Annotated in this window: 19 protein-coding genes; 6 read left to right on the forward strand and 13 right to left on the reverse strand. The window is 31.8% G+C overall.

Annotation, left to right across the window (positions count from 1 at the left end):
* Window positions 1-13: 13 nt before the first annotated feature.
* Both AAGD45_RS03425 and metK read right to left on the reverse strand, forming a co-directional pair.
* The gene (locus tag AAGD45_RS03425; RefSeq protein WP_341762002.1) at window positions 14-334 is read right to left on the reverse strand and encodes a DUF167 family protein; all 321 of its coding nucleotides are present in this window, start codon (window positions 332-334) and stop codon (window positions 14-16) included.
* A 21-nt stretch (window positions 335-355) separates the two neighbouring features.
* Window positions 356-1,501: a methionine adenosyltransferase gene (gene metK / locus AAGD45_RS03430; RefSeq protein ID WP_341762003.1), complete on the reverse strand. Its 1,146-nt coding sequence runs from the start codon at window positions 1,499-1,501 to the stop codon at window positions 356-358.
* Between the two features lie 220 nt (window positions 1,502-1,721).
* On the opposite strand from metK, the gene AAGD45_RS03435 reads away from it, so the two are divergent.
* From AAGD45_RS03435 to AAGD45_RS03460, 6 genes are all read left to right on the forward strand, one after another.
* Window positions 1,722-2,891, forward strand: coding sequence for an MFS transporter (locus tag AAGD45_RS03435; RefSeq protein ID WP_341762004.1), 1,170 nt, complete (start codon window positions 1,722-1,724; stop codon window positions 2,889-2,891).
* The gene (locus AAGD45_RS03440) at window positions 2,888-4,135 is read left to right on the forward strand and encodes a lipoprotein-releasing ABC transporter permease subunit (protein WP_341762005.1); all 1,248 of its coding nucleotides are present in this window, start codon (window positions 2,888-2,890) and stop codon (window positions 4,133-4,135) included. Before AAGD45_RS03435 ends, AAGD45_RS03440 begins: the two co-directional genes overlap by 4 nt.
* Window positions 4,128-4,793, forward strand: coding sequence for an ABC transporter ATP-binding protein (locus AAGD45_RS03445; RefSeq protein WP_341762006.1), 666 nt, complete (start codon window positions 4,128-4,130; stop codon window positions 4,791-4,793). Before AAGD45_RS03440 ends, AAGD45_RS03445 begins: the two co-directional genes overlap by 8 nt.
* 15 nt (window positions 4,794-4,808) lie before the next feature.
* Window positions 4,809-5,564, forward strand: a complete 756-nt coding sequence (truA, locus tag AAGD45_RS03450; protein WP_341762007.1) for a tRNA pseudouridine(38-40) synthase TruA — start codon at window positions 4,809-4,811, stop codon at window positions 5,562-5,564.
* 23 nt (window positions 5,565-5,587) lie between these two features.
* Entirely contained in the window at window positions 5,588-5,752 is a 165-nt protein-coding gene (locus AAGD45_RS03455) for a hypothetical protein (RefSeq protein ID WP_341762008.1), read from the forward strand.
* Between the two features lie 109 nt (window positions 5,753-5,861).
* Window positions 5,862-6,902: an HlyD family secretion protein gene (locus AAGD45_RS03460; RefSeq protein ID WP_341762009.1), complete on the forward strand. Its 1,041-nt coding sequence runs from the start codon at window positions 5,862-5,864 to the stop codon at window positions 6,900-6,902.
* Between the two features lie 296 nt (window positions 6,903-7,198).
* Here the strand turns inward: AAGD45_RS03460 and AAGD45_RS03465 are convergent, their stop codons facing one another.
* The 11 genes from AAGD45_RS03465 to AAGD45_RS03515 form a co-directional block, all read right to left on the reverse strand.
* Window positions 7,199-7,756, reverse strand: coding sequence for a phospholipase D family protein (locus AAGD45_RS03465; RefSeq protein WP_341762010.1), 558 nt, complete (start codon window positions 7,754-7,756; stop codon window positions 7,199-7,201).
* A 9-nt stretch (window positions 7,757-7,765) separates the two neighbouring features.
* Window positions 7,766-8,677 (reverse strand): lipoyl synthase, encoded by a 912-nt coding sequence (gene lipA, locus AAGD45_RS03470; RefSeq protein WP_341762011.1) that lies wholly within the window; start codon window positions 8,675-8,677, stop codon window positions 7,766-7,768.
* Window positions 8,678-8,743: 66 nt separating this feature from the next.
* Window positions 8,744-9,739, reverse strand: a complete 996-nt coding sequence (locus tag AAGD45_RS03475) for an Mrp/NBP35 family ATP-binding protein (protein ID WP_341762012.1) — start codon at window positions 9,737-9,739, stop codon at window positions 8,744-8,746.
* Between the two features lie 89 nt (window positions 9,740-9,828).
* Window positions 9,829-10,560 (reverse strand): coenzyme F420-0:L-glutamate ligase, encoded by a 732-nt coding sequence (locus AAGD45_RS03480; RefSeq protein WP_341762013.1) that lies wholly within the window; start codon window positions 10,558-10,560, stop codon window positions 9,829-9,831.
* Window positions 10,541-11,200, reverse strand: coding sequence for a CADD family putative folate metabolism protein (locus AAGD45_RS03485; protein WP_341762014.1), 660 nt, complete (start codon window positions 11,198-11,200; stop codon window positions 10,541-10,543). Before AAGD45_RS03485 ends, AAGD45_RS03480 begins: the two co-directional genes overlap by 20 nt.
* Window positions 11,188-11,709: a dihydrofolate reductase gene (locus AAGD45_RS03490; protein WP_341762015.1), complete on the reverse strand. Its 522-nt coding sequence runs from the start codon at window positions 11,707-11,709 to the stop codon at window positions 11,188-11,190. Before AAGD45_RS03490 ends, AAGD45_RS03485 begins: the two co-directional genes overlap by 13 nt.
* A 4-nt stretch (window positions 11,710-11,713) precedes the next feature.
* Window positions 11,714-12,982 (reverse strand): dihydropteroate synthase, encoded by a 1,269-nt coding sequence (gene folP, locus AAGD45_RS03495; RefSeq protein ID WP_341762016.1) that lies wholly within the window; start codon window positions 12,980-12,982, stop codon window positions 11,714-11,716.
* Window positions 12,982-13,533, reverse strand: coding sequence for a dihydroneopterin aldolase (locus AAGD45_RS03500; protein WP_341762202.1), 552 nt, complete (start codon window positions 13,531-13,533; stop codon window positions 12,982-12,984). Before AAGD45_RS03500 ends, folP begins: the two co-directional genes overlap by 1 nt.
* A 411-nt stretch (window positions 13,534-13,944) precedes the next feature.
* Window positions 13,945-14,850, reverse strand: coding sequence for a hypothetical protein (locus tag AAGD45_RS03505; RefSeq protein WP_341762017.1), 906 nt, complete (start codon window positions 14,848-14,850; stop codon window positions 13,945-13,947).
* A gap of 433 nt (window positions 14,851-15,283) precedes the next feature.
* Window positions 15,284-16,042: a hypothetical protein gene (locus AAGD45_RS03510; protein ID WP_341762018.1), complete on the reverse strand. Its 759-nt coding sequence runs from the start codon at window positions 16,040-16,042 to the stop codon at window positions 15,284-15,286.
* Window positions 16,043-16,125: 83 nt separating this feature from the next.
* A complete protein-coding gene (locus AAGD45_RS03515) occupies window positions 16,126-16,899 on the reverse strand; it encodes a hypothetical protein (RefSeq protein ID WP_341762019.1) in 774 nt (257 codons plus the stop codon).

A 16,899-nucleotide genomic window follows, 5' to 3' on the forward strand; every position in this document is an offset into this window, starting at 1 on the left:
TACTTCAATGTTATTAGTTATGTATATAATGCTTTAAATGTAAATTTAAATAGTCTAATTCAATATTTTTTATTGCTAAGAGTTTTATACTATTAGTGTGACCTAATATTATCTCAAAATTATTTTTACAAATTTTCCATTCTTTGGATAGAAAATTGACAATAGCATCGTTAGCCTTACCATCCTTTGGAACTGCTTTTATAGATAATTTTAGATGATATTGATTATTAATTATGACAAACTCACTTATCTTATTTGTCTTTGCGTTAGCTTTAACCTTAAGAGCAATAATGGCTAATTTCTTATTGGGGTTATAGTTAAAAATCTTACTCATATACTGCATTATCAACTTATTTTATAGTCCCATTATATTATCTATTCTTTCCCAAGGAAAATCTTGATCTTCCCGTCCAAAATGCCCATATGATGCTGTCTTAAGATAGATTGGATTATATAAAGATAGTTTTTTTATAATACCGCCTGGGCTTAAATCATAATTATTCTTTATTAATTCAATTATTGCTGATTCACTCATTTTGCTAGTTCCAAACGTTTCAATACTTATAGACACTGGCTGGGCAACTCCAATAGCATAAGAAATTTGAATTTCACAACGCTGTGCAACACCTGCTGCTACAATATTTTTTGCTATATATCTTGCTGCATAAGATGCAGATCTATCGATTTTTGTTGGATCCTTACCAGAAAAGCATCCGCCACCGTGGCGTGCTATTCCGCCGTAAGTGTCAACTATTATTTTTCTTCCTGTAAGTCCACAGTCTCCTAAAGGTCCTCCAATTACGAACCTTCCTGTTGGATTCACAAGATATTTAGTATTTTTATCAATCCATTCATCTGGTAACACAGGCTTAATGATTTCTTCAATTACTGCTTCTACTAAATCAGCATGAGAAATATCAGGGTGATGCTGCGTAGAAAGCACAACGGTGTCTATACCAACTGGTTTATTCTCAACATATTTAAAAGTGACTTGGCTTTTAGCATCTGGTCTTAACCAAGGCAAGATGCCCTTTTTTCTGAGTTCAGCTTGTCTCATAACTAATTTATGAGCATAGATAATTGGTGCAGGCATAAATGTCGGAGTCTCATTCGTTGCGTACCCAAACACCAAACCTTGATCACCAGCACCTATTTCATGATCTTCACGATTATCTACACCTAATGCAATATCCGGAGATTGATTACTTATTGAAGTAATCACACTACACGAGTCTGCGTCAAAACCTATATCAGAGCTAGTATAGCCTATCTCTCTTATAATATTGCGTACTATTTGATCAATGTTAACCCAAGCATCTGTTGTGATTTCTCCAGCTATAAATACTAGTCCAGTTTTTATAAGTGTTTCGCATGCTACCCGACTCTTTTTTGAATCCTCCTTAAGAATTGCATCCAGTATAGAATCTGAAATTTGGTCAGCCATCTTATCTGGATGGCCCTCAGAGACAGACTCAGAAGTAAATAAATGATAATTCGTCATAATATTATTCCTAAAGTTAGTATTGAGCATTAAGGAGTTATAGAGTATGTATTACAAATTGTGAAGTTTAAGTATATAATGGACTGGAAAATTTAGACAAAAAAGTAGGTAGTTAGCAGGTAGTTTTGCTTTGCTTATGTTTATATTAATTGTTGATTATGACGTTTAAATTGCCTTGTTGTTTATCAACTCTTCACTTGTAAGGAGTATATATTTTTTTATGAATTTGTTTATTACTATTTTAATTATGGAAGTTTTAGCTGGGGCTGAAGTGGATTTATTTGTCCCTAGTTTTCCAGATTTACAAGATACCTTTAATCTTTCTACTTTTAAGGTAGAATTTTTATTAGGAATAAATCTCATAGCCCACTGTGTTACTTCTCTGATTGTAGGAAATTTAGGGGACAGGTTTGGCAGGAAGTTAATTATCATTATAGGTCTTATAATATTTATTGTTGGTAGTAGCTTTTGTACTTTTGCCCTCAATTATTACGTGTTACTATTTGGTAGATTTCTGCAAGGGGTAGGTATATCTGGGGTAGCAGTATTAGGCTATGTAGTACTGGCTGATTTATATTCGGTTAAACAACAACAAAAAATGGCGGGAACTTTAAATGGTGCAGTTACTTTAGCCATGGCTTTTGCACCAGTAGTAGGAAGTTATATAAATTTTTTGCTTAGTTGGCGAGGTAATTTTGCTATACTGTTAATATTCGGGCTATTTTGTTTAATAATCGGTGTATTATTTATTCCAAAAGGACAGGTAAATTATAATGTTAAAATATCCCTAAGAGAATATAGTATAGTCTTTAAATCTAAAAAAGCTGTCTATCATATAGTAACCATGCTTTTTATTATTCAGGGTTATTGGGTTTTTATTGGTATCGCTCCTATCTTGTACATGCGAGATCTAGGAGTGTCTATTCAAGAATTTGGTTTTTATCAAGGGGCTATAGCTGCAGTACTCTCGGCTGTAAGTTTTAGCAGTGGTTATTTATTGAAGAATTTTGGACAAAAAAAATGTTTTTTCTTTAGTATTTTAGCACTTGTAGCTTTTATAATTGCCGCTATAGTTTTGGTGATATGCAAGACTAATGATCCATTAACCATAACCATAGTAACACAATTAGTGGCTATTGGCACGATATTCCCTTGTAATATTTTATGGCCTTTGGCGTTAGAGAGTATACCAAATGCTAAAGGCAGGATTACTGCTGTATTGGGATCAGGAAGATTGATTGTTACCGTATTATGTTTGCAGTTGGTTAGTTATTTTTATCAGGGTACTTTTAAGCCATTAGCAATTGTTATGTGCATCACTATAGTTATAGCATTGATTGGTTGTTATAAATTATTGCAAGTAGATAGAATATTTGATGAACCTAAATGATAAAAAATAATTTTATTCTAAAAGTAGCAGTCCGATATTTTAGAGCTAAGAAGAATGAGCGATTTGTTTCTATTATTGCTGGTTTTTCTTTGATGGGTGTTACTATTGGTGTTGCTGCATTGATAGTCGTTATGTCCGTTATGAACGGTTTTCATTACGAGCTGACTAAAAACATTATTGGTCTTAATGGTGACATTAGCATAACACCAGTATCACGTTCTATCGCAAATTATGATGAAATTAACAAAAAATTAATTAGTCAGAATTATATAAAACATATTTCTCCAAGCATTGTCGGTCAAGCTCTTGCACTAGGTAAAAGAATGAATAGTGGTGTTATAATTAAAGGTATAGATTTAACTGAACTCAAATATAAAAATCAGATTTTACAAAATGTTAATACTGGAGATTTTACCGATTTTTTTGGTACAGATGTGGTAGCAGTTGGTAATGAACTTGCTCGTAACCTAGGAGTTCAAGTAGGTGCAAAAATAAAATTAATTTCTCCCAATTCAATTTCTACTGCTTTTGGTAGTATGCCTAGATCTAAAGAATTCAGGGTTGTGGCTACTTTCACTAGCGGTATGTATGATTATGATTCAGCAACTATTTTAATGCCACTTATTGCTGCCCAAAATTTTCTTTCTTTCAAGGAAGTTATTAATCTAATTGAGGTAACAACCATAGAACCGAATAAAGCAGAAATTTTTGCTTGGGAGATACAAAATCTTTTAGGATTAAGGTTAAAAGTAACAAGTTGGCAGAAATCACATTTACAGTTTCTAAATGCTTTAGCTGTTGAAAGGATAGCAATGTTTACTATTCTCTCTTTGATTATTATGGTAGCAGCCTTTAACATCGTGTCTAGCTTATTTATGTTAGTTAAAGACAAGACTTCGGATATTGCAGTGCTTCGTACTATTGGTGCAAGTACTAGGCAGATTATGCTTATTTTTATTTGTAATGGCATGTTTATAGGTTTGCTCGGTACGATTTTAGGTATCATATTGGGTACAAGCTTTGCTTATAATATCCAGTCTATTAGAAATATCTTGGAGAAAGTAACTGGTACTAAAATTTTTGAAGCAGCGATTTATTTTTTATACACTCTACCATCAGAGGTAAGATTAGAAGATGTTATTTTAGTATCAACTATCTCTATAGCTCTATGTTTTTGTGCAACAATTTATCCTTCATATAAAGCTGCTAAGTTGAATCCTGTGGATGCCTTGCGTTATGAATAAAGCCGTATTAATGTTAAAAAATATTTCTAAAAAATATAAGCAGGGAAAATCTATTATTGAAGTATTAAGTAATGTTAACTTAACTGTAATGCAAGGAGAGCTAGTTGCCATAATCGGCTCTTCTGGTAGTGGTAAATCAACTTTACTGCATATAGCTGGTCTACTTGATACCCCAAATAATGGAGAGGTGCAGATAAAGTCAACAAACTATTGCCAAAATCACGCTCATATAATAAGACTGCGTAATATAGGTTTTGTCTATCAACAACATCATTTACTCAAAGATTTTACTGCCTTAGAGAATGTAGCAATGCCAAAATTAATTGCTGGTGATAGTTATAAATTAGCTCTTAAGAAGGCAGAAGAGCTATTAGCAGAGTTAGGGTTAGCTAATAAAATACATAATATGCCGGGTGAGCTATCTGGTGGTGAGCAACAAAGAGTTGCTATCGCTCGTAGCCTAATTAATAATCCTCAAATTATTTTAGCTGATGAACCTACTGGTAATCTAGATCCTAATACTGCTAATGAGGTTTTTAACTTATTACTTAAAACTGCCAAACAACAAAATACCTCTATTATTGTGGTAACTCATAATCATGAAATGGCACATAAGATGCATAGAGTGTATGAATTGCAGTATGGAGAGCTGAAATAGGCGGTAAATAAATTGATGAATCAAATACTTGATTTTTATAGATATAAGATTACCATTGAATATTTAGGAACTGCTTTTGTTGGTTGGCAGAGACAGTGTAATGCTATATCTATTCAACAAATACTGGAAGATGGGATATACAAATTTACCGGTGAAAAAGCCGTAATTTACGGAGCTGGCAGAACTGATGCAGGGGTTCATGCTTTAGGGCAAGTAGCACATTTCGATTTAGTGAAATATATGCAACCCTATAAAGTTATGCAGGCTATCAACTATTTTGTAAGATCTCATAATATAGGGGTAGTTGATTGTGTTCTAGTCGACAGAGATTTTCATGCAAGATTTTCTGCTGTAGAACGTCATTATGTATATAGAATTATTAATAGGTCTAGTCAAGTTATAATAGATTTAAATCGTGCTTGGTGGATAAAACAACCTCTTGATGTTGAAGCAATGAAATATGGGGCTTTCTATCTCATAGGAAATCATGATTTTAGCTCATTTAGAGGTAAATATTGCCAAGCAAAGTCGCCTATCAAAACCTTATCTAAGTTAGTTATTACACAAGAAAACAACGATATAAAAATATATGTTTCTGCTCGATCTTTTTTACATCATATGGTTCGAAATATTGTTGGTAGTTTAGTATTAGTTGGACGCAATATATGGCAGGAAGGTGATATACAAAAAGCTTTGGATGCTAAAAAAAGAGAGGCGGCAGGTACAAAAGCTCCAGCATGTGGGTTGTATTTTCTTAGAGTTGACTATTAACTTATGTATGGAGCTTCTGTAAAATGCAAGAAAAAAATAACGTCAATAGCAAAAAAGCAAATGCAGTCATGTATCCAGCTTATAGCAAAGTGAATTTTATTAATATTTTCAATAATACAGATAAAATTTACTCTACAGCCCTGATGGAATTCGCTGGCTTACAATTGCTTCGCTTACGCTCGCAATGACGCTGTGGTATAGGTATTTGTAAACTTTCAATAGTTGTGGACATCGCCCCTAATGGCGATGATTACTTGAGCTTACTATTAATTTATTACGTAAAACTGAGGTTAATTTATGTTAAAAATCTTTGAACAATATAAGTCTCATCCATTTGCTAAATATTTTCTGATTTTGTTTGGTGTAATAGTCGTTTACCTAGCTTATCATATTTATATTTGGAGTCATACAGAATCGACTGATAATGCGTATATTGAGGCTGACATATCCAGCGTTAGCTCTGAGATTAGTGGAGTGATTAAAAATGTATTTATTTCAGATAATCTGAGGGTAAAAAAAGGTGACCTTATTGCTGAGATCGATGATCAGGATTATAAGTCACGTCTTGCTTCACTGGAAGCTTCTATTAAGGCATCTATTAAAAATATAGAAATCATAGAACAAAAGACTTTAATAGCTCAAATTAGTTTAGAGCTTTGTCAAGAGGTTGTTGATTCTGCTAGTACTAATTTGGAGATTAACTCAGTTGATTATATAAGAACTCAAGAACTTAACAAAGAGAAATTTGCTAGTAAAAAGACATTAGATGAATCTAAAATGTCTTTTACTAAAGCAAAGACTGATTATAATCAGGCAAAGTTAAACTTGCAAATTGCACAGCAGAACTTACTACTTTTAGCTTTACAGAAAACTGCTGAGGAAGAAAAAATGAAAGGGTTACTGGAAGATAAAAATATAGTAGCTAGAAGTTTAGTAAATACCCAAATTATAGCCCCAGTTAACGGAATAATAGCAAATAGTAGCTTGCAGGTAGGTAATTTTATTAATCCAGGGAGAGTATTATTTTTTGTTGTGCAGGATGAACAAATGTATGTGAAAGCTAATTTTAAAGAGACGCAAATTGCAAAATTGCAACCAAAGCAAAAAGTTAAATTACAGTTTGATTCTTTACCAAAAAAGATCATATACGGCAGAATACGTAATATATCACCAGCTACCGGCTCAAAATTTAGTCTAATTCCGACTGATAATGCAACTGGTAATTTTACTAAGATTGTTCAACGGATTCCTGTGCTAATAGATTTTGAGACTCCTAAAGATATTACTAGTAATTTGATACCAGGAATGTCTGCTATAGTTTCGGTCAGGACTAATTAACCCCAATTCGTATGATTATTCGAGTATACCTCAATTAACCTGAATTCTATGTAACAAGTTACATCGAATTCAGTATTATATATAGAAACAATCAGGTTTGAAGCGGTTCTACACCTGATTGTTAAAATATAATACTCCATTCAATATGTGATTTTAATAATTAAAATCACATATTGAATGATGAAAAAAGTTAAAATGCACCCGCGTCAGCCGCTTCAAGAGTGCATTTTTCCTTATAACAAAGCCAGTTCGATATAAGAATTAATAATTCTTATATCGAACTGAGGTTCAATTAATTAATTTTTTGCTCTACGACTAAACCAGCTTTGCAAATAAGTTTCTGCAATATCGCTATTCTCTATTAATAAGACGTTTTCGGCATTTCTATTATCAGCTGCATTGGTAAAATTAAAGCTACCAGTAATCACCTTACTTTTATCAATGATCATAACTTTGTTGTGAGCAATACCTGGTACTTTATCTATTGAGACATCAATACCAGCCCGTTTTAATTCATGCATTTTAGAATATCTATCGTGTAAGTTACTACGATCCAATAATACCCTTATTTGAACACCGTTTTGCTTAGCTTTAATTAGTTGATCCACTATATTTTGCGAAGTTAAACCAAATGCTTGAACATAAATGCTATCCTTAGCCTTGGATATTTCTTTTGCTATTAATGATCCGCAGCCGGATGGTGGGGTAAAACAAACATTTAAATTATCAGTTTCGGTATGAAAACTATGCCAAGAAGCTGTTTCTCGTACTTCATTATATCCTATCCCGGTAGTAATGCCGAGTAAGAACGATATTATTACGGGTAGATTAAGCTTTTTAGGTAGTTTTTTCATTTTCTTATACTATGCCGAAACCGAGGCCTTAGCACCCTTTAATTTTTGGAAATCGTCACCAGCATGATAAGAAGAACGGGTTAATGGACTGGCGGAAACCATCAAAAACCCTTTAACCCTTGCTACTCTTTCAAAATATTTAAATTCTTCTGGGGGAACATATCTAGCAACTACTGCATGGTTTTTGGTTGGCTGTAAATATTGTCCTATAGTTAGAAAATCAACTTTAGCTTCCCTTAAATCGTCCATTACTTGCATAATTTCATCGTTTGTTTCTCCAAGACCAACCATCATACCTGATTTAGTAAAAATCTCAGAGTCTAATTTTTTCACATTATGCAAAAGACTTAATGAATTATAGTATCTCGCTCCTGGTCTAATAGTTTTGTATAGAGAAGGCACTGTCTCTACATTATGATTATAAACGTCAGGTTTTGCTAATACCACTATTTCAGCTGCCCCATCTTTCTTAAGAAAATCTGGGGTTAGAACTTCAATTGTGGTATTAGGAGCAACTAATCTTATTTCCTTTATACAATTGGCAAAATGCTCAGCCCCACCATCATCTAAGTCATCTCGATCAACTGAAGTAATTACCACATGTTCAAGCCCTAATTTCATTACGGCTTGTGCTAGTCTCTGTGGCTCGTGAGGATCGAGTAAATCGGGACGACCAGTTTTAACATTACAAAATCTACAAGCACGAGTACAGACAGATCCCAAAATCATAACTGTAGCATGTTTTTTTGCCCAACATTCCCCTATATTAGGGCAAGCAGCTTCTTGACAGACTGTATTTAATTTTAAACTCTCAATTAGTTTTCTTGTATCATGATATTGATATGAATTTGGTGCTTTAACCTTTATCCAATCAGGTCTTTTAAGGGTTTGAGCTTCTTCTATCTTGATTATGTTTGACATATAATCCTGCTTTATTTATGGTCTACTTTTTTATGAATTTTATATTCAAGTCATTTGAGTATATCATTAAATAAATTTTTTTATTGGTAGTTTAACTATATCTGTAAGGCTAGTGCTGTTATCACAGTTGTAAGATAATTTGGGTTCAATAGGAATCTTACAGATTAAGGGTATATTATATTCTTTGGCAAAATTTTCTCCACTATTACCGTTAAATATCTGAATTGTCTTTCCCGAACTTGGTTCAACTAGATAGCTCATATTTTCTATAATACCTAAAATTGGTAGGTTAAATTTTCTATATAAATCAATCGATCTAACGACGTCTATTGCAGCCATTTTTTGTGGAGTAGTTACTATTATTACTCCGTCTAGTTGGTAATTTTCTAAAATACTTAAGTGAATATCGCCAGTACCAGGGGGCATGTCAATAATTAAATAATCTAACTCCTGCCAATGGGTGAGAGATAATAGTTGATAAATGGTCTTGCTAGCCATTGGACCACGCCAAACAATGGCTGAATTATCCTTAATAAGAAATCCGATAGAAATAATTTCAATGCCTCGCGATTTTAAAGGGGTCATTTTATTATACACTATTTCAGGTACACCACTAATACCAAATATTTGCGGAATTGACGGACCATAAATATCAGCATCCACTATTCCCACCTTGTATCCTTCAAGATTTAATTGCTCTGCTATCAATGCTGTTATAGTAGATTTACCAACTCCTCCTTTACCGGATGCCACCAATATTATCTTCTTTACTCCGTCAATGAAATGTTTAACTTTTGGATTAGTTGATTTTTTAGCTACACCTTTGCTACTAGTTAAAACTATAGTTATTTTCCCAATATTAGGTATTTCATTTAATTTATTAATAGCTTTAATTTTTATTTCATCGATTTCCTTGGAATCTTTACCAAGAATATCAATGGCAAACCCAATATTTTTATCCTTAATTATAATATTAGATATAATACTGACTAATTTTGTATTGTCACTAAAAGTGATATCTGAAATTTTATTTAGTATTTGTTGCTGGTTTATATCAATCATTGTTTTTAAGTAAAATGAAGCTCTTACCGTTAATAATCTTATTTTTCAACGCACATTAACCCATTTACTAGGTCATTATTGCACGCTTTTTAACTCACCCATTTCGCCGATTTTAATAATGGACCATATAAATCTTCTTCCATACTAATGACAATGCTAAGTTTTTCCTCTTCCGATGGAGGTCTGTCAAGAAAGGTTAGACGGGGAGCATCCTTAATAATAGTTATAGGGGTTTGTTCATTGCCTTCCCCCATAACAAAAACAGCTGCTCCTGCTAATGAATCTAATATATTAATTTGTGTGACATTTAAAGATTGATTATAAATATCATGCTTACCAATATAGGAATATAAGGGGCTAAAACCACACCAACCAAGAGCAATTCCAGTTACACCTCGTCTCATAATAGTTGTATGACTATCGGTTATAACAATTCCTAGATCGCAGATATTATGTGTACTGCACAAATATTGCCAAATCCAATAGGCTGTTTTCTGAACATCTTGAGGATATAATACATAAACACCATCGGCATTAGATTCATCAATACCCGCAGATGGAATTAGTAAGCCATTTTTTAGAGTTAAATAAATATCATATCTATTTTCTTCTGTCTCTAATATTTGATCTGCCTCTTGTAGAATTAATGTATATTTATCAATATCACCTTTTTTAACAAACCTTCCCTCTAATACACTAATTACTTTTGAAGTTATAGCTACAACATCACCTTCTTTTAAATCCGCAATATATTGAGTCAATATAGTTTGTAATGACTCACCATATTGGATTTTATGAGTCTTAATAGCATGAATTTGCATATAACTCCATCCCATCAAGAAATTGCCAAAGTAATTTAGCCCCCTTCACAGCTCCATAATGTACTTGTTTTTGTTCTATGCTATTAAGTTTGTTAATCAGCTTAATAAGTTCATTGGTATGCCATATATCAGTTTTTGCATGGACAGCGAAAAATTCTAAGGTTCTTTGATTGTGAATATTATAATGTTTTTTCAGACCATCAATCTTGACTTTTGATACTGTTGGAGTTTGTCTTTCATAAGCATATAAGGCTCCAAGTCCAGTAGGATAATCTGTTTGAGTTAACTCAAAAAAACCATTAACCAATCTTTTTGTTGACTCAAATTTGGGATTCTTATCATTATCTCGAGAAACACCTAATCCTTCGATAAAACGTAACCATAGCTCCGGATGATTATTGTCACCTTGTTCTTCATCAACCAAATTCTCTAATAAGACTTGTCTGGTCTGGATATCAACACATAAAGCGTGAATCTGACTGATATATCTGGGAAAAGCAGCAACATGATTATAATATTCTTGAGCATAAACGTTCAGTGTATTCTTGTCCAAGATACCATTATTCCAAGCTTGATAAAATGGATGTTTAAGTAAAGACCATTTTTCCAATGTATCGTCCAAATTATTTATAAATTCCATGAAACCTCCTCAGGGTTTTTTAATAGATAAATTGTATAATTACTTGATTTCTTTAGAGTATATCTTGTCCATCTTCTGAAATACCGAAGATCCAAATATACATCACCAGAATATAATTTATGTATTTCTGTAAGAATAAAGGAAGAAATTAAATTATGTTCTAGAAATAAATGAGCTATTTTTCCACCTCCGATCATAAAAATCTTATCATTAGTTTTCGATTTTTTAAGATGTTCTAAACATTTTTGTAGAGAGGTAAAAACCTTAGTGCCATTCAATTGCAAGCTGTTATCATTAGATAAAACAAAGGTCTGCCTGTCTATAAATAGTGTTTTCGGCATAGATTGATAAGTATTACGCCCCATAATAACTATACTGTTGTGGGTAATAGCTCTAAAATGCTTGATTTCATCTGGATAATACCATGGTAAGGCATTATTACGTCCTATGACCCCATCTTTTGTTGCTGCCATGATTCCTATAATAGATATAGATTGTTTGCTTATCATGTCATTACTCGTTATTAGATGAGTGATAGGCAACTAAAGCCTTCATATGATCTTTCACATTATGTACTCGTAAAAAATCTACTTTATCTTTAATAGCCAAGGAAGCTCCAATTGTTTCTATGTCTCTAGCATAAGCATGGGGTTCTTCAGAAAAAGCATGAATATATGATTTTCTAGAATGGCCTATCATTATCAAAGAACCTAAGCTTTTAAGCTGATCTATACTTCTTAATATTTCAATATTTTGATAAGCTGTCTTGCCAAACCCTATACCAGGATCTAGAACGATATTCTCTAGAGTAAATCCAAGCTTAGTAAGCCTTTGTATAGCACCCTTACCCCATTGAATCAGATAATCAATTGGTTTGACGTTTAAGGGTATAATCTGATTTTTGCTTGGTGGAATAGTAATAGAATGCATAAGACAAAATTTACAACCAGCTTTTGCTATAGCCCTTAATGTGTTATCATCAAACCCTCCACCAACATCATTAATCCATCTTATATGATATTTTTCTATAAGATTTACAGCAATAAAAGGATGTAATGTATCAATACTTATATCGATCTTTTTATCAGTAATAATAGGGGCTAGTTCCTCTAACACTTCATCTAACTTAGCGTATTCAGATTCAATAGGTTGAATAGTTGCATTAGGTCTTGTTGATTGAGCACCAATTTCAATAACGCTAGCTCCATCTTCTACAAGCTTTATCACTTGTTCTATAGCTTTATTTGTTTCATAAAAATTTCCGCCATCTGAAAAAGAATCCTTAGTTATATTAACGATTCCTACCAACCGAGGATTTAAGACAGAGCTTTTTATAAAAGAGTTCTCTATATTTGGTTGGAATTTCCATGGCTCTTTACCCATTAATGCTAATAGATGTTTGAGAAAATCACGATTTTCCAGTTTAGGGTGGGGAATAACAAGACCATCTGTATTTATAATTAGATCGTTATAAAACAAAATATCTAAATCAATAATACGTGGAGCCCATAATTCATGCTTTCTAGGACGTCCTATGGTTATTTCTATATTTTGCAATGATTGCAATAATTCTGTTGGTGATAAGTTTGTCTCTCCAGCAACTATCATATTTAAAAATGGCTTATCCCAGTCAGTAGAAGCACTGCATGGTAAAATTGCCTTAGTTTCAAGGATGATAGAACATCTAATATTTGATAAACAATATTGCCTAATTAAGTTAACAGATTCCCATAAATTATCGAGGCGATTACCTAAATTTGATCCCAAGCTTATATAAATCATCACGCATCCTCATTAGACCTCTTGCGTAATTCTACTTCTGCTGGTAATTTGTGCGTGATACCGGTACTCTGCTCCTCACGTACATTTGAGTACGCTGCGGGTCGAGATTCCGTGTCTCCTACAAATTCCCTAGCATAAGCAAATTTCGCAAGAGGTCTATTAATAAAATTAATGTAATGCGTCCAACTAATACCCCCATGAATGTTGGGTACAGGAGGAGAAACTTTACGAGTCTCAATTTTAATTGATTGGATTAGATGTTGGAATGAATTTAAGTAATCAAAAATTGCCTTATAAATAGATTCTGTCAAATGCTCAACAACATTAAAGCACTTTCCTTGACAAAAAACGGTAATTAACTCAACTATCTTAAGATAACAAACAACATCCTTTAGCTTATCTGTATAAGCACCTTGAGGACACACCTTAAAACACAAGTCAATATTGAAACTAATCATTTGGGGATGAACCTTCTCTTCCTCAGTACATCCAAGATGAAGCCAAATACGAAAATCTATAATAGAAAGCTTAAAAACATTTTTATTGAATATAACCTCATTTTACTGATTAAATGTATTATGAAAAAATTGATCTGTCAACAGTTTTCCGGACAGTTAATACGAGACAATATTAACAGAAAGATTAACAGAAAGGAAGTACAAAAATGACTAATTTATTCGGTCGAATTTAAAGAATCAGCAGTCAAATTGGCAATTAGAGACCATTCAAAAGTAGGGGCAAAGTTAAATTTGAATTAGAAATCTACGCCAAATCATTAGACTTATATCTTTAAAATGTACTTTAAATTGGTAAATCTTAGTATTGTCAGACATATAAAAGCAATTTATCAGTTACTATAAAAAGCTAGGCATATTTTTAGCAAAATTTAGCTTTCCCCCTACTTTTGAAGGGTCTCCACTCCGTATCAACTAATACATGTAACTGGAGTAGGTTACTCGACTTTATTTTGGCTTTACATAATAATTATAAGGAGTTAATAGAGTATATTTATTATTTTTATAATATTTATGCAACATGATAAAAGCTTCATAAGATGATTTTGGGGCATTATGACATTTTTTACTCATCTTTACACATAAATGCAGCATCTCAGGAATAAAATCTTTATCTTTAAATTTATTGTAACTATCAATACTTGAATGACAAAAATAATCCACTTTATTAGAAAGATTTTTCTTGAAAAAAGACCATTCTTTTTTAGCTAGTTCTTTATCTTCTTTTGTTAAAAATTCTCCATAATTATTTAGATCAAAATTTTCTAGCTCTTGGTCATTCCACCAATTGTCACTATACATACTCAATTCTGTTAATTTTAGATCCTTTTGATCATCAAAACTGTTACGCCATAAATATGATTTGATAAATATATTTAAACCAGGAGAACGCATTATAATCAGGTGAGCTAATTTCTGTTTAACTTCTAAATTTTTCTCAGATAAAAATCCATTAATAACATCATTTAATTCCGGATTTAATTTCACCAAAAGAGAAGATATATTTTCAGCTTCTGATATTTCTCCCAATAATATATAGCGTGTCCAAGCACTAGCAATTAGGCGTTTCTTTAACCATTCTGGTATATTACAATCTAGGGCTTCAGTAAGCATTTTAGTAGGGACATTTTCAATGAGATTGTTGCTCTGTCCTATTATATCCATAATTTTTCCTGAGATATCATTCGCATATTCTATTGAGGAATCAGTATACATATATAACACAGGTTGTACTATGTAAGTTAAATACTCATGGTAATTTTTTGCAGCATATGAACGTAAGTAATTAAATAAATTTACTTCATAAGGTGCTAAATTAGGAATTTTTAAAACTTTTGTTGTAATATCATCCAATAGTTTGTAATTTTTTTCAGATAAGGCAAGTTTGGCTAAATAATATTGAGTTAATATGTATCCTTGCGTATTTTCAGTAATTTCTTGTGCTTTTTGGATAACTTTTTGAGCTTCCTGCGATTTAATATCGGATAATTTGATCTTTTTTAAAGATAGTATCAGCCAAGGTAATGAATTATAGTTTTGCCATTTTTTATATGTATCTAAAAAATTATCTTGAATATAAAAATAATTTGCCCATTCTAAAAATGGGTGGTTAGTAATCAGCCCATTTTTTATAGTATGATCATTATAATCTGATACTAAATATCTAAAATCATTATAATCTTCTGACCTTATCTCTTTGGAGATTAATTGTTCAGAGAGTTGTATTACTTCTTTATTTATATCTTGTTTAATTATAAAATATTTTAATAATTTATCTATTTCAGCTTTAATAAGGTGATGTATTAATTAAAGGTTGTAATTTTTTATATAATACAAAAAAATCATTATTATCTTTATTTTGATATTTTATTTGCCTAAAAAGAGAACGAAATATTAAATAAAGAGCTAAATCTTTGTATTGAGAATCACTCTCTGATATTTTGGTAAATAATTCACTACTAGTATCATAATGCATAGCATAGAAATAAGCTGAAGCAAGTTGGTAGTTATAATCATCTAATTCTTCTTTTGTTGCATTTTCTGACAAAATAATAGGTAGTGTTAATACGTTCTGATCACAGTTATTAAATACTTTATTTTGGTTAGATAACCATTGTTTTATTTGAGAAGCATTATATTTCTTGCTTTTATCATTAAATAATTCTACAGCAAAGGTAGAAGCATTGTTCAAGCAATTCTCAAAATAGAAACTAGTTTGCACCTGATTTTCTTTGTTGCTAACTGATTTATATGACGAAAGATAGTTTTCTTCATTAACTATTTTATTGCTATTTTCTCGCCATATATTTTGTGAGTTAATTTCTTCATTTATTGGTTTAGATAAGTTATCTAGGTTTTCTGTAGTAGGTGGATTATTTGATAAATAACGATATGCTAGAATTAGCCCTAGCAGATTAGTTTTATCAGGCAATATTGCTATGGAACCTCTAGCAAAGGTCTTTAATATTCCTTCTTGTCTTAAAGGTATGGTTATATCGAAGATATCTTCTTCATACGGGAAAGACCTTGTTTCGATTGTAGTCATACAAGCTAAGCTAATATGCATGAAAAAGGTGATTAATATTAGAGTACCTGCATAAATCAGTTTAGTTGGTGTGTTCTTAGATTTCATAATTGAACATTTTTTATAATTTTATAATATGTTTCTTTATTCCATTTATCTTTATTAAATACAAAGACTTTAAAGCTTGTTGGCACAGTAAGCACATCACCTGCCATAAGGCCAATATAATTTTGACATTTTTTGCTACGCCAATTTTTATTATCAGTAAAAAATTTTTTTACTCGTCTTATATCTTGATTTTCTTTTCTGCCTTGATACACCATTGGCACGGCATATTCTATTGAAAGTTTATCTATCCAATTATCAAACATACACCATGAAGATAAGGCAGTAATAGAAATTTTCCTATTGTTTTTTACTAATGTTTCAATTAGTTGAGAGTAAATTTTTCTTTGATTATAAGTGGCATCAAAATCTAATTGTATCAGTTGTCTAGGTTTAGATGCAGATAAAATAATATTACTTAGATCAGTTAAACTTTTTGCGTCTAATTTTCCTTTTGCTTTCATTTCTAAACGAAAAACTGGAATAATAAAACTATTAGCTGAGGTTGTAAGAGTATTTGTTCTTGGTATAATTTTTATCTTATCTAGGTCTATATAGATGGTAGCTATTAAGGATGCAACGGCTGTATTATTATCAATAAATAATAAGTCATCTGATCTATGCCAACTCCATAGTGTTAGATTAGGTACTTTATTAGAAAGAAAAATTTTATAATACAAAGCTATAGTTAATGGGAATATTAAAATAATTACCAAATTCTTATATGATAAATTTGGTATATATCGAACTATAAGTTCTAAGGCTCTTAGCAT

Source organism: Candidatus Tisiphia endosymbiont of Thecophora atra (assembly GCF_964026395.1).
GTDB lineage: Bacteria > Pseudomonadota > Alphaproteobacteria > Rickettsiales > Rickettsiaceae > Tisiphia.

Excerpts from the sequence above, each read along its gene's own strand:
- lipA (WP_341762011.1), bottom strand. The coding sequence starts at position 8,677 with ATGTCAAACATAATCAAGATAGAAGAAGCTCAAACCCTTAAAAGACCT.
- AAGD45_RS03485 (WP_341762014.1), bottom strand. The coding sequence starts at position 11,200 with ATGGAATTTATAAATAATTTGGACGATACATTGGAAAAATGGTCTTTA.
- folP (WP_341762016.1), bottom strand. The coding sequence starts at position 12,982 with ATGATTTATATAAGCTTGGGATCAAATTTAGGTAATCGCCTCGATAAT.
- AAGD45_RS03425 (WP_341762002.1), bottom strand. The coding sequence starts at position 334 with ATGAGTAAGATTTTTAACTATAACCCCAATAAGAAATTAGCCATTATT.
- AAGD45_RS03465 (WP_341762010.1), bottom strand. The coding sequence starts at position 7,756 with ATGAAAAAACTACCTAAAAAGCTTAATCTACCCGTAATAATATCGTTC.
- AAGD45_RS03440 (WP_341762005.1), top strand. The coding sequence starts at position 2,888 with ATGATAAAAAATAATTTTATTCTAAAAGTAGCAGTCCGATATTTTAGA.
- AAGD45_RS03445 (WP_341762006.1), top strand. The coding sequence starts at position 4,128 with ATGAATAAAGCCGTATTAATGTTAAAAAATATTTCTAAAAAATATAAG.
- AAGD45_RS03490 (WP_341762015.1), bottom strand. The coding sequence starts at position 11,709 with ATGATAAGCAAACAATCTATATCTATTATAGGAATCATGGCAGCAACA.
- AAGD45_RS03515 (WP_341762019.1), bottom strand. The coding sequence starts at position 16,899 with ATGCTAAGAGCCTTAGAACTTATAGTTCGATATATACCAAATTTATCA.
- AAGD45_RS03510 (WP_341762018.1), bottom strand. The coding sequence starts at position 16,042 with ATGACTACAATCGAAACAAGGTCTTTCCCGTATGAAGAAGATATCTTC.
- truA (WP_341762007.1), top strand. The coding sequence starts at position 4,809 with ATGAATCAAATACTTGATTTTTATAGATATAAGATTACCATTGAATAT.
- AAGD45_RS03455 (WP_341762008.1), top strand. The coding sequence starts at position 5,588 with ATGCAAGAAAAAAATAACGTCAATAGCAAAAAAGCAAATGCAGTCATG.
- AAGD45_RS03460 (WP_341762009.1), top strand. The coding sequence starts at position 5,862 with ATGTTAAAAATCTTTGAACAATATAAGTCTCATCCATTTGCTAAATAT.
- metK (WP_341762003.1), bottom strand. The coding sequence starts at position 1,501 with ATGACGAATTATCATTTATTTACTTCTGAGTCTGTCTCTGAGGGCCAT.
- AAGD45_RS03435 (WP_341762004.1), top strand. The coding sequence starts at position 1,722 with ATGAATTTGTTTATTACTATTTTAATTATGGAAGTTTTAGCTGGGGCT.
- AAGD45_RS03475 (WP_341762012.1), bottom strand. The coding sequence starts at position 9,739 with ATGATTGATATAAACCAGCAACAAATACTAAATAAAATTTCAGATATC.
- AAGD45_RS03480 (WP_341762013.1), bottom strand. The coding sequence starts at position 10,560 with ATGCAAATTCATGCTATTAAGACTCATAAAATCCAATATGGTGAGTCA.